Origin of the sequence: Paenibacillus sp. IHBB 3054 (genome assembly GCF_051594305.1) — a bacterium.
Lineage (GTDB): Bacteria > Bacillota > Bacilli > Paenibacillales > Paenibacillaceae > Paenibacillus_AQ.
The window spans coordinates 88,441-101,119 of sequence record NZ_JBOFBG010000008.1 but is presented as its reverse complement, the minus strand read 5'-3'; the positions used below and the strand labels follow the sequence as shown (position 1 = coordinate 101,119).

The 12,679-nt window shown below is 52.7% G+C and carries 9 protein-coding genes; all 9 read left to right on the top strand.

Annotated features, from left to right (window positions below):
- Nucleotides 1-126: 126 nt before the first annotated feature.
- On the top strand, nucleotides 127-1,314 hold the full coding sequence (locus ACQ76X_RS11990; protein WP_438494033.1) for an MFS transporter: 1,188 nt from the start codon (nucleotides 127-129) through the stop codon (nucleotides 1,312-1,314).
- A gap of 133 nt (nucleotides 1,315-1,447) precedes the next feature.
- Nucleotides 1,448-2,512 carry a fatty acid desaturase gene (locus ACQ76X_RS11985; RefSeq protein ID WP_438494031.1) on the top strand — a complete coding sequence of 355 codons (1,065 nt, stop codon included), beginning with the start codon at nucleotides 1,448-1,450 and terminating at the stop codon, nucleotides 2,510-2,512.
- 162 nt (nucleotides 2,513-2,674) lie between these two features.
- Nucleotides 2,675-3,814 (top strand): sensor histidine kinase, encoded by a 1,140-nt coding sequence (locus ACQ76X_RS11980; protein ID WP_438494177.1) that lies wholly within the window; start codon nucleotides 2,675-2,677, stop codon nucleotides 3,812-3,814.
- Nucleotides 3,811-4,413, top strand: a complete 603-nt coding sequence (locus ACQ76X_RS11975; protein WP_076111358.1) for a response regulator transcription factor — start codon at nucleotides 3,811-3,813, stop codon at nucleotides 4,411-4,413. The genes ACQ76X_RS11980 and ACQ76X_RS11975 overlap by 4 nt, the downstream gene beginning before the upstream one ends.
- 251 nt (nucleotides 4,414-4,664) lie before the next feature.
- Complete coding sequence (locus ACQ76X_RS11970; protein WP_438494030.1) at nucleotides 4,665-6,104, top strand: SWIM zinc finger family protein; 1,440 nt, start codon at nucleotides 4,665-4,667, stop codon at nucleotides 6,102-6,104.
- A gap of 51 nt (nucleotides 6,105-6,155) precedes the next feature.
- Entirely contained in the window at nucleotides 6,156-7,994 is a 1,839-nt protein-coding gene (locus tag ACQ76X_RS11965) for a HEAT repeat domain-containing protein (protein WP_438494028.1), read from the top strand.
- Nucleotides 7,995-8,017: 23 nt separating this feature from the next.
- The gene (locus ACQ76X_RS11960; RefSeq protein ID WP_438494026.1) at nucleotides 8,018-9,121 is read left to right on the top strand and encodes an AAA family ATPase; all 1,104 of its coding nucleotides are present in this window, start codon (nucleotides 8,018-8,020) and stop codon (nucleotides 9,119-9,121) included.
- Nucleotides 9,122-9,183: 62 nt separating this feature from the next.
- Entirely contained in the window at nucleotides 9,184-11,463 is a 2,280-nt protein-coding gene (locus ACQ76X_RS11955; protein WP_438494175.1) for a DUF5682 family protein, read from the top strand.
- The gene (locus ACQ76X_RS11950; protein WP_438494024.1) at nucleotides 11,464-12,675 is read left to right on the top strand and encodes a VWA domain-containing protein; all 1,212 of its coding nucleotides are present in this window, start codon (nucleotides 11,464-11,466) and stop codon (nucleotides 12,673-12,675) included.
- Nucleotides 12,676-12,679 lie beyond the last annotated feature (4 nt).

Genomic DNA, 12,679 nt, shown 5'->3' with positions numbered 1-12,679 from the left:
TTACAATAGATAGATTAGATAAATATCTAATTATATATAGACAAAATAATAAAACGTCTATATATTAATAAACGAGAGCTCTCGATGTTTATAATTTGATGTTTATTTTTTATGGAGGGGAACCTAGTGTTAGGTAATAAGGTTGTACGAACAATTATTGCATCCAGAGTGCTGCTTCAGCTTGGAGTATGGGTGCGCAATTTCGCGATACTCTTGTATGTGACGGAGATAACGGGCAATGATCCGTTTTACGTATCGCTGATTTCTGTAGCTGAATTTGCACCGATTTTTTTATTTGCTTTGATCGGTGGCACGTTTGCGGACCGGTGGCGTCCGAAGAAAACGATGATTCTAAGCGACGGGTTATCCGCATTATCGGTGTTTGCAGTGCTTCTTGTAGTCTTAACGGGATCATGGAGAGCCTTGCTGCTGGCTACCTTTGTCTCGGCGGTGCTGTCGCAATTCTCACAGCCTTCCGCAATGAAGCTGTTTAAGCAGCATGTTCCCGAAGATCAGCTACAGGGTGTTATGGCCGTTTCCCAGTCGCTGACCGCTTTTTTTATGGTGATTGGCCCGATGATCGGTGCTTTTATATATGAACACTATGGTATCGAAACTTCACTTGCGATCATGGGGGGCATGTTTATCGGTTCGGCGCTGATTCTGGGGCTACTGCCTAAGGATGTGCCGGATGAGACAGCCGGGGAGCGTAAGGGGATTGCCACGGAAATAAAAGCAGGACTGCTTTATGTGCACTCCAGCGCGATTTTGAGAAATATGGGAATTTCGTTTGCATTTGCCGGGTTGGGAGCAGGGCTTATTCAGCCTCTGGGAGTATTTGTGATGATTGAGAATCTGGGCAAGGACAGCAGCTTCCTGCAATGGATGATGGTGGTTAACGGAGCCGCAATGATGCTGGGCGGGACGCTTGTTATAGGAATCGGTAAAAAGGTGAAGCCGCAAATACTGCTGGCCGCAGGGCTGCTCATGAGTGCCGCAGGGACCATCGGTATGGGATCGGCGCATAATGTGCTGCTCGCGATTTTGCTTCAAGCGTTGACTGGCTTCTTTTATCCTTGTGTGCATATCGGCATCAACACACTGATTCTGCAAAATACGGAGACTGCCTATATGGGCCGGGTGGGCGGAATTATGGGACCGATGTTTATGGGATTTATGGTGATCGGCATGTCCATGGCCGGATATCTGAAGGGAGTATTCTCGCTGTTCGCTGTTTTCACAGGGAGCGGTGTGCTGTTATTGATGGGTACGCTGATTTTGCTCCCGCTGCTACGGAGTAGAAAGTTAGCTTAATTTGTGAGGAGTATGACATTTGTCATACTCCCTCCTTGATATTTATGACTTACGGGTATGACACTTCCTTCTCTATAATGAAGTTAGATGAATGTGACCGGAACCGGACACATCCGAGGAGGAAACAAACACGATGAATACGAAACAGACATCCCAGCTTTCCAGTTTGAAAAAAAGTGTGGCTCCCTATGAGAAAACAGACCGTAAAACAAGCGTAAGGCAGCTTATTAATACACTTGGACCGCTTGTCCTGTTATGGGCGGCTGCTTATTTCAGCCTGTCTGTCTCCTACTGGCTTACCCTCCTGTTTGCGATTCCGGCAGCGGGGTTTGTGATCCGGACCTTTATTATTTTTCATGACTGCTGCCACGGTTCGTTCTTCAAAAGCCGTAAAGCCAACGATATCATAGGCACGATCACGGGAGTATTAACCTTGGTGCCTTATCGCCAGTGGAAACACAGTCATTCCATCCACCACGCCGGAAGCAGCAATCTTGAGAAAAGAGGCATCGGCGATATCTGGATTATGACAGTTGAAGAATATGAGGCTGCCAAGCCTTTGAAACGTTTATATTACCGGATTTACCGCAACCCGTTGGTGATGTTTGTAGCTGGACCTATCGTCGTTTTCCTGATCCAATACCGTTTTAATGCCAAAGGGGCAAGACGCAAGGAACGGATGAATACTTATCTGACTAACATTTTAATCGCAGCGCTTTATAGTGGTTTGATTTTGGCTATCGGCTGGCAGGCATTTCTGCTGGTACAGCTGCCGATCGTATTTGTCTCCGGCTTTCTCGGCATCTGGTTGTTTTATGTACAGCATCAGTTCGAGGATTCGTACTTTGAGCATGAAGACGAATGGAGTTATGTGAGTGCCGCTGTAGAAGGCAGCTCTTATTACAAACTGCCGAGACTTTTACAGTGGATCACCGGGAATATCGGGTTTCACCATGTCCATCATTTAAGTCCGAAGGTACCGAATTATAATCTGGAGCTGGCCCATAATGCCACTCCGCCGCTGCAAAAGGCGACAACGATCACGATTGGCAGCAGCTTGAAGGCCCTTCATTTCCGCCTGTGGGATGAAGAGAATAGAAGATTTGTAGGCTTTAAGGAGATCAAAGCAAGACTGCGGCAGCCAAAGCCGGCAGTGGAAGCGTTAAAGGTACGCAAACACGGACTTCAAGGCGAATAGAGCCATGCATATCTTTAAAATGACACTGTAACAGGAGAGGAAGCCAGAACCGCTGAACGCTGACCGGTGCTGAGCTTTCTCTTTTTTGTTGTGGGTTGCCGGTTGCTGCAAGGTTTATGCTAAAATGGAGGTACAATATTGCTGGCAAAAAGGATGGCTAACATGCAGAAGTGGCACCATATATTCCATAAAAGTACAGGTCTGAGCCCTTATGTATGGGTCATTTTTTACATTCTTCCCTTCTATTTTATCTTCCGTTCGTCCTCGATGGACCGGTGGGTATACGGAATTCTCATGATCATTGTATTTTTTGCCTGTTATGTCCTAGCCTTCAAATCAACGGGCTGGGTGGTCTACTTCTGGACAAGTGTGCAGATTATTGTTTCTATAACGATGACCTTGCTGTTCGGGTATATGTATTTTGCGTTGTTCCTGGCTTTTTTTATCGGGAATATCCAGAAGCGGGCCGGATTCTTTACGCTGTATTCAATTCACCTGCTGACCACGATTACCGCCATCAACTACGAACTGATTACAGGCAATCCGGTATTCCTCTCCCAGCTCCCTTTTGTGCTTGTGAGTATGATTGCGGTGGTCCTGCTGCCTGCTACAACGTATAACCGCAACAATCAGGATAAGCTGGAGGTCCAACTGGAGGATGCCAATAAACGGATCTCAGAACTCGTCATCATGGAGGAACGCCAGCGGATCTCCCGTGATCTGCATGATACACTGGGACAAAAGCTGTCGCTTATCGGACTCAAGAGCGATCTGGCCGGTAAGCTGATCAACAAAAATCCGGCGCAGGCTATCCTCGAAATCAACGATGTACGTCAGACAGCGCGAACAGCGCTCAAAGAAGTCCGTGAGATGATTACACAGATGAGGGGCATCCGGCTTGAAGACGAGCTGGTGCGGATCAGGCAGCTCCTGCAGGCTGCGGAAATCGAGTTCGAGCTGGAAGGCAGTCCCAAGCTGAAGAATACTTCGCTAATTACAGAAAATGTGCTGAGCATGTGTATTAAGGAAGCGGTGACGAATGTGGTAAAGCACAGCGGTGCCACGGTCTGTAAAATTCTCATTGAACCCTCGCGCGTAGATTTGGTTATTAAGATACAGGATAACGGTAAGGGAATTGAGGGGACTTCTCTATTTTATAAGGGCCATGGAATGCAGGGGATGCAGGAGAGGCTGGAATTTGTAAACGGTTTGTTGGACGTTGTGAAGGACGGGGGGACAACAATTGTCATTAAAGTGCCCACAGTCACCCAGCAGACGGAACGGGAGGCGAATCATTCATGATCAAAATTGTAATTGCTGAAGATCAGCGTATGCTGCTTGGCGCCCTGGCTTCATTGCTCGACCTGGAAGAGGATATGAAAGTGGTAGGCCGGGCAGCTAATGGCGAAGAGGCTGTAAAGCTGGTCCAGCAGCTCAAACCGGATATCTGCATCATGGATATCGAAATGCCGGCAATGACCGGACTTGAGGCGGCGGAGGCGCTGAAGCAATCCGGCTGCAAAATCATGATCCTGACCACTTTTGCACGGGCCGGATATTTCGAGCGCGCCGTTAAATCTGGCGTAAATGCCTATTTGCTGAAAGACAGCCCCAGTGAAGAGCTGGCTCTCTCGATCCGCAGCGTTATGGCTGGCAAACGGATGTATGCACCGGAGCTTATGGACGAAGCTTACAGCAACGAGGCCAATCCGCTGACCCAACGGGAGAAGGAAGTGCTGGGGCTGATTGCCGACGGCAAAAATACGAAGGAAATCGCGAGCCAGCTGTACATTACGACCGGTACGGTCCGCAATTATATTTCGGTTATTCTCGACAAGCTCGATGTGGGCAACCGGATTGAAGCGATTACTAGGTTCAAGGAAAAAGGCTGGTTCAAATGAAGATCACTGGGGGACTTTCGGAGTCACCCTATTTTTTTGCTCATTTTCCGGGATTTCATCTGCAGAGGTGGGACGATTTTACTATTTTTGCCACGGAAGAGGGATTGCCATTGGAACAGCAAACCATTTTTGTTAAGATAAATGCAAACATGTGATCTTATCCGTGTTAATTGGTTAATAGAAGATACATCCAATTGTTTGCTTGATATCTTTCGATTTATTACGCTATCTCATTTGGGGAGGAAACTGATTTGCCTGAACTGACATCATCGTATGTAGATTCGCTCGCACCCAACGCCGCTGCCATGAAGAATGGTCAGGGGCTGGTGAAGAAGAAAAGCTTCGTGCAGTTGAACCGTTCGGAGAACGGGGAATTGCTGTTCGGGCAGTGCTCGGGAAGCGGCAAAACGCCTTATGAGTGCTCTGCGGACTTCGTTGTGCCGGATAAGCCGGTGTTTCGCTGCACCTGCCCCAGCCGGCAGTTCCCCTGCAAGCATGCGCTGGGCCTGCTGTATGCCTATGCCGAGGGTCAGCCTTTCACAATAGCTGATGTACCCGAGGACATCTCTGCCAAACGCGAGAAGGCCGAGAAACGTGAAGAGAACAAGGTGAAGCAAGCTGCCGAAGGCGGGGAAGCTAAGCCTAAGAAAGTTAATAAATCTGCGCTGAAGAAAAAGATCAACGCTCAGCTTGAAGGGCTTGATCTGCTGGAGAAGCTGGTCCTGTCGCTTATCCGCAGCGGATTGTCGACCATTGACAGCAAAACGCTGAAGACGATTAAAGAACATGTGAAGCAGCTTGGCAATTATTATTTGTCAGGAGCACAGATTGAGCTGCGCCGGTTCGCGTTGCTGCTGGATGAAGGCCGTGACCGTGAAGAGAGTTATACATATGCGATGGAGCAGTTGACACGGCTTCATGCTTTTATTAAGAAAGGCCGGGCTTATCTGACCGCAAGGAGTGAGGATCCCGAGCTTGCCCTGGATCATGAATCCACTATTGATGAATGGCTCGGACATGCCTGGCAGTTGTCTGAACTAAAGGATTACGGGCTGGTGAAGGAAGAGGTCGAGCTTCTGCAATTAGCCTTCTACAGCTACGATGATCTTGCCCGTCAGGAATATGTCGATCTCGGCTACTGGCTGGAAACGAACAGCGGAGAGATTCACCGGACGGTATATTATCGTCCTTACAAGGCAGCCAAACTGATGCGGGAAGAAGACAGCTTCTTTGAAGTTGGCCGGATTCCCTTGCTCTACAAATACCCCGGAGAGATGAATGCCCGGGTCCGATATGAAGAAATAACAGCGAGACCTGTTACTGAGGCTGATTTGAAGCAAGTTTACAGCAAGGCTCACCGCTCTTACGCGGAGGTGCTCAAGCAAGTAAAGAATCAGCTCAAGAATCCGCTGAGTGATAAATCGCCTGTGCTGCTTCTGCATGCAGCAAGTCTTGGGGTAACCGAAAGCGGCCAGTATGTCATCACAGATGAATCCGGCAGCAGACTAGTGCTGGAGGATATCCCTTCGCTTCCTCAGGGGACGGTGGATTTACTGCCGTTTCTGCCAGCTTCCTTGCTGACGGACTGTGCCATACTTGTGATGTTCGAGCATCATTTGGATTCAGGACGGCTGACTGCCCAACCGCTGACGATAATCAAGGATGAGGCGGTAACCCGGCTCTTGTACTGACCAATCATTGAGATCATAAACATGATTTATATACCTATAGGGGGACAGCCCATGAGTACAGCATTATTGCAAGAGCTTCACCAAGAGGTGAGAAGACTTTATATCGCCGGAAGTGATCTGGCAGCCGGAGATTTCCGGCTGAAGCGTCTGCTTCCGCAGTTTCAGCAACTCGGTGAGCGTGCTCCAGTCTTCAAGAGGCTGGGTGAGGGTATAACGGCTCTGATAGAGCCCGGCAGTACAGCGGAACCAGTATCCGCTGCAAAGCTGCAGGAGCTGACGCTGCTGCTGGAATCGGTGCTCTACACCCAGGGGGTTACGGCACCCGACGGAACTCCGGGTCCTTTGCGGGTGTTTTATTTCCCGGCGGAGACCCGGCTGCCTTACCGCAAGCTGGCCGCTGTGAGACAGGCATTGACCACGACTGGAAGCGGCAGATATGAGATCGTAATCGAAGCTTTTAAGGAAGGCGTATTTCAGGATATGCGCCTGCTTCCGCTGGCTATTGCCGCTTTGAAAGATCCTTATGCGGAGCTTGCGGAGTTTGCGGCGGCAGAGATACTTCCGTCTTACGGCCCGGCTATCGCCGAATATTTGATGGAGCACTTTAATCCGGCCGGCGGCAGAGGCGAGGTCCGTAAGCTGCAGGTGATTGGCAAAGTGGGGGGAGCCGGCGTGCTCGAGCAGATCTACGCAGCCGCTGAGAGCGGCAGCGACGATGTCCGGGTGGCGGCGATCGGATGTCTTGCCGGGCATGAGGCCTATATCCCGGCACTGCTGGAATGGACGGCGGACAAGAAGAAGACCATCCGGGAAGCTGCGTTTGCCGCTTTGGCCGCAGGCGGTTCCCTGCAGGGCGGGGAACGTCTGCTGGAAGCATTTTCGCTGAAGAAGGACCGGGCGCTGGTGGCGGAGGCGCTCTCCAAGTGGCCTTCTGCACGGGTTGCAGACCAGCTGTCGGTTCGATTTATGGAGGAGCTGCGTGAAGCTCCCCGGGACAACGAAGATAAGAAGAAGACGGAAACATACTGGAATGGAATAGAACCCTATCTAACCGCTCTCCATAGCGAGCGGAATCCGCAGCTCGATGAAGCATACAGCTATGTGATCGGAGAATATCCCCGGTTTATCTCATTTGGCTGGCTGCCGCTTATCGATCAGGCGGCCTGGTACACAGAAAAGTCGGATACTGCGGAATCGCTGGAGCTGCTGAAGGGGCTGGCGAAACAAAACATGCGCTATCTGCCGAATGTTTTCCGTGCGGCTCAGCAGCAGTTGAACCCCAAGGAACTGTATAACCAGTTCGGCGGCACAATGGTGAACAAGTTGAAATCAATCGTCTCGAAGGAGGCGGCGCAGCGTGACCAGCAGCTTCTGGAAACGCTGGAGCGGCAGATTATGAATGTGGAACGGGTGGCTTACGAAACACCTTGGAGTTCTTCCAGAGACAGGCTCCAATACTCGAGAGAGATGATGCCTGCAGAGAGAATTGCCGCAGAGTGGGACCCGCGCTGGCTGGACTGGTTCATTGACCGTGACGCACTGGAGCTGGTATGTGCCTTTGCCCAGCCGGGGCATGAGCGTGCCCGCAGCTACCTCCTGGAGAAGCTCCAGGGGCAGAAGAAACGCAGAATGCAAGAATTTATCACGAATATCTTTATTGGTCTGGAGCGTACGGATATGCAAGAGGAGGAGCGCCAGGAGCTCCTAATGTCTGTGCTGGAGAACGATCGGCTTTATAATCCTTATATCTTTGATTATTACGTGTTCCAAGTGATGCTTCGTTTTCCGGTCAGCTATATCAGCCGTATTGAAGCTATTGTTCCGGTATACAGATACGAATGCGCACAGCAGCTTGAGTATTTGCTTAACCATTTGCGGAGCCAAGAGTAAAGTCATTAGAGGGAGATGAGTATATGTCAACGGAACAAGAGCAGCTTCAGGATTACATGCGGCTGCCTGCGGAGGTATTATATCGTGAGGAGCTGGAAGCGCTGCGCAAGGAGGACAAAGGGAAGATTCCTGCCGGCTGGCAGATGTCTCCCCGGGCGGTGCTGACCTTCATAACTGGCGGCAAAGCCGGGAAAACGATCATTACACCGAAATATATCGGCAACTCAAGGTTGATTGAAATGGCGGTTGCCACCCTGGTCACTGACCGGGCATTGCTTCTGATCGGTGAGCCGGGAACAGCCAAATCCTGGCTGTCTGAGAATCTGGCGGCGGCGATCTACGGCAACTCGGGGCTTGTTGTGCAAGGGACCGCCGGAACCAGTGAAGAGCATGTGCGTTATTCCTGGAATTATGCGATGCTCCTGGCGAACGGTCCTACTCCGGAAGCGCTGGTCAAGAGTCCGATCATGCGCGCCATGGAGGACGGCGGAATCGCCCGCTTCGAGGAAATCTCCCGCTGTGCTTCCGAGGTGCAGGATGCGCTGATCTCCATTCTGTCGGAGAAGACGATCTCTGTGCCGGAACTGGGCAAGGAGGCGGGCGCCCGCAAGGGCTTCTCCATTATTGCCACAGCCAACACGCGGGACCGCGGAGTCAACGAAATGTCCGCCGCACTCAAACGGCGGTTCAATATTATTGTGCTGCCGGCGCCTTCCGATCTTGAGACGGAGCTGGCCATCGTGAAGAAGCGGGTTGCGGAAATTGCTTCTTCGTATGAGCTGCAAGCTTCCGTTCCGGCGGATGAGGCGCTTCTGAAGGTGGTTACCATCTTCCGGGAGCTGCGCAGCGGCATGACGTTAGACAAGAAGGAGAAGGTGAAGTCACCGGCTGGGGTTATCTCTACGGCAGAAGCCATTTCTCTGCTGACCAACAGTATGGCGCTGGCCGCAAGCTTCGGCAGCGGTGAGCTGACTGACGATGATCTGGCCGCCGGACTACAAGGAGCGATTGTCAAGGATGATGACAAGGATAAACTGGTCTGGAAGGAATACCTGGACAATGTGATGAAGAAAAAAGGAGCAGAGTGGCGCGGCCTGTACCAGGCTTGTAAGGAGATGAACGAGTGATTAAGGCTGCTGAAGCTGGAGTGCATATTTTCGGGGTGCGGCATCTGTCACCGGGCGGCGCAATGCATCTGCTGGAATACCTGGATCAGCTTCAGCCGACAGCGGTGCTGATCGAAGGGCCCAGCGATGCTTCCGGTGAAATCCGCCATCTGACACATAAAGTTACGAAACCCCCGGTGGCGATTTTAGCCTTTACCGATGAGCTGCCGGTGCGTACCGTTCTCTGGCCTTTTGCCGTCTATTCTCCGGAATATCAGGGCATGAAGTGGGCTAAGGAGAATGGAGCGGAGGCGTTATTTATTGATTTGCCTTCTTCGGTAACGCTGGGCTTGCAGGATATGAAGAGACAGCAGCAGGGCAGCGGGCAGGAAACTAAGCCCGCTGCTGTTGAAGCCGAAGAACCTTCTGCAGCAGAAATGCAGGACGAAGAATCGCTCTACAGCCGGATTGCCCGGCTGGCAGGTGAGTATGATTATGACATGTACTGGGAGCGGAATTACGAGCATAATGCGAATGCCGGGGCATACCGTGCAGCGGTCCTATCCTTCTCCGCGCAAATGCGTGAACTGGCGGAAGATAAGGAGCTGCGGGAGCAGCCGTCCGAATATGCCTACAATGCGCTGCGTGAGTCTTATATGAGGCGGCAGATCAAGAAGATGATTGCCGCCGGGCATGAGCCGCAGAAGATCGTCGTCATCTGTGGTGCCTACCATGCTTCAGCTCTGGCCGATCTTACGGAGAGCATGAGTGATGAAGAACTGGCTGCGCTGCCTTCCCGCAGCACGAAGCTGACGCTGATGCCATATTCGTATTACAAGCTGTCCACGATGTCCGGTTATGGCGCGGGGAACGGGGCTCCCCATTATTTCCAAATGATGTGGGAAGCCATGGCGGCCGGGCGGCCGGAGGAGCTGCCGCATCTGTACCTGTCTTCGGTGGCACGCCGTGTGCGCGGCTCTGGCACACACCGCTCAACCGCAGAGGTTATTGAAGCGGTCCGGCTGGCGGAGTCGCTGGCGTCGCTGCACGGCGGCAGTGCACCCACGCTGCGGGATCTGCGCGATGCCGCACAGACGCTTCTCGGCCACGGCGAGCTGTCGGTTGTGGCCGAAGCTCTGGCCAGAGTAGATGTTGGCACAGCCATTGGCAGCCTTGCCGAAGGGGTCAGTCAGACTCCGATTCAGGATGATCTGAACAGGCTGCTCAAACGTTATAAACTGGAGAAATATAAATCGACGGTAGCCAGTGAACTGTCGCTTGATCTCAGGGAGAACCGCAGGGTGTCAAGCGTTGAGGCAGCCTATCTGGACCTGCACCGTTCTGTGCTGTTCCACCGGCTCACTCTGCTCGGCATTTCATTTGCCAAGAACCGGCCAAGCGGTCAGGAGGGAGCTACCTGGGCTGAGCACTGGGTGATCCAGTGGTCGCCGGAGGTGGAGATACAGGTTGTAGAATCCACCTTGCTGGGAGAGACGGTGGAAGTGGCCGGAGCCTATGTGCTGCGTGAACGGCTGCAGGAATGCCGCTCCATCGCCGAAGCTTCGGCACTCATCAGGATTGCCTGCCAATGCGGCATGACTGCCCAGATGGAGGAGGCCAGCAGAGTGCTGCAGAATCTGGCTGCCCTCAGCCGGGATGTGGTCGGCATCGCAGCCGCCTCCAGCGAGCTGTCGACGATTATCAGCTTTGGCGACATCCGCAAGGTGGATACCGCGCCGCTGGTACCGCTGATGGAGGAGTTGTTCCGGCGCGGCTGCCTGTTCCTGCTGGATGCCAGCGGCTGCAACGACGAAGCGGCCGGCAGTATGCTGACTGCCATCAATGAGCTGAACGGGATTTCACTTGAGCATGGCGAAACGCTGGATGAAGGTTTATGGCTGCAGGAGCTGCAGCAGCTAGCAGAGCGGGATGACCGCAATCCTCGGCTGTCCGGCTTCGCCTGCGCCATTCTGATGGAGCGGGCTGCAATTTCTGCGGAGGAAGTTGCAGCGGAAGTATCGCGCAGATTATCTCCGGGGATACCGGCCGATCTTGGAGCCGGCTGGTTTGAAGGGCTCTCCATGCGCAACCGGTACGGACTGCTGTCGCGCATGAGCCTGTGGGAACAGCTGAACAACTATATCAATGCTCTTGCGGATGATGAATTCAAGCGTGCACTCGTCTTTCTGCGCCGGGCATTCAGCACCTTCTCTCCACGGGAGAAGACGATGATCTCCGAGCTGCTAGGCGAGCTGTGGGGTGTGAATGTGGAGCAGGCCGCAGAGATTCTCACCGGGGAGCTGAAGGAGGAAGAGGCCAAAATGCTGGATGAGCTGAATGATTTTGACTTCGGTGACTTTTAGATGACGGCGGAGAACAGGCAGGAGAATACGGTATCCCGCTGGCGGCTGATTCTGGGTCAGGAAGCGGAAGAAGCGTTGTCAGGCTATGGCGAAGGCGGCCGGCTTGCGCTGACAGAAGAGGAATTGATTATGGATGCAGCGCTTGCCGCCATCTATGATGAGACCGGTGCCGGCAGCAGCTCCGGGAATGCCGGCACCGCCAAGGGCAAAGGTGCCGGAACGGGGCGGAGCGCAGTCCACCTCTCGAAATGGCTCGGGGATGTGCGCAATTTTTTCCCGGAAGATGTAGTTTCGATTATCCAGAGCGATGCGATGGAGCGTAAGGGCTGGAAGCAGCTGCTATTCGAGCCGGAGCTGCTGGCTGCCGTGAAGCCGGATATCAAGCTTATTGGTACCCTTCTATCGCTAAAGGGCAAGATCCCGGAGAAGACCAAAGACACAGCAAGAATGCTGGTTCAGGCACTTGTCGACGAACTGGTCAAGCTGCTGGAGACGGATATCCGCCGGGCAGTGACCGGAGCTTTGAACAAGCGTCAGCACTCTCCTCTGCCATCGCTCAGCGGACTGGACTGGAAGCTGACAATACAGCGGAACCTGAAACATTATGATACAGAACGACGGATAATTATCCCCGAGCGGTTTTATTATTTTGACCGGGCGCGCCGCAGCAAAGAGTGGACGGTAATTGTTGACATTGACCAGAGCGGTTCCATGGCCGACTCCATTATCTGGGCTTCGGTCATCGGCTCGATCTTCGCCAGCATCCCGGTGCTTAACACCCGTGTAGTAGCTTTTGATACAGAGGTTGTCGATCTTACCGAACAATGCGCCAATGATCCCGTAGACATGCTGTTCGGCATTCAGCTGGGCGGCGGCACGGATATCCATAAATCGGTGAAGTACTGTGAGCAGTTCATTGAAGAGCCTAAGAAGACACTCTTTATCATCGTCTCGGATCTGTATGAGAACGGCAATCAGGCCGGGCTGGTGCGGCGGATGCGCGAGCTGCGCGAGGCGGGAGTCCGGACGATGACCCTGCTGGCTCTGTCGGATGAAGGGAAACCTTCCTATGATGAACGTCTGGCGGCTCAACTGTCACGGGATGGAACTCCGTGTTTTGCCTGCACGCCTGCGCTGCTGCCGGCACTGGTCGAAGGCGCACTGAAAGGACAGGATTTGGGCGAGCTGGCCAAACGTCTGGGAGCTTCATAGGCTT

Coding starts and splice junctions, on each gene's coding strand:
- ACQ76X_RS11985 (WP_438494031.1), top strand. CDS start 1,448: ATGAATACGAAACAGACATCCCAGCTTTCCAGTTTGAAAAAAAGTGTG.
- ACQ76X_RS11980 (WP_438494177.1), top strand. CDS start 2,675: ATGCAGAAGTGGCACCATATATTCCATAAAAGTACAGGTCTGAGCCCT.
- ACQ76X_RS11975 (WP_076111358.1), top strand. CDS start 3,811: ATGATCAAAATTGTAATTGCTGAAGATCAGCGTATGCTGCTTGGCGCC.
- ACQ76X_RS11965 (WP_438494028.1), top strand. CDS start 6,156: ATGAGTACAGCATTATTGCAAGAGCTTCACCAAGAGGTGAGAAGACTT.
- ACQ76X_RS11960 (WP_438494026.1), top strand. CDS start 8,018: ATGTCAACGGAACAAGAGCAGCTTCAGGATTACATGCGGCTGCCTGCG.
- ACQ76X_RS11955 (WP_438494175.1), top strand. CDS start 9,184: ATGCATCTGCTGGAATACCTGGATCAGCTTCAGCCGACAGCGGTGCTG.
- ACQ76X_RS11950 (WP_438494024.1), top strand. CDS start 11,464: ATGACGGCGGAGAACAGGCAGGAGAATACGGTATCCCGCTGGCGGCTG.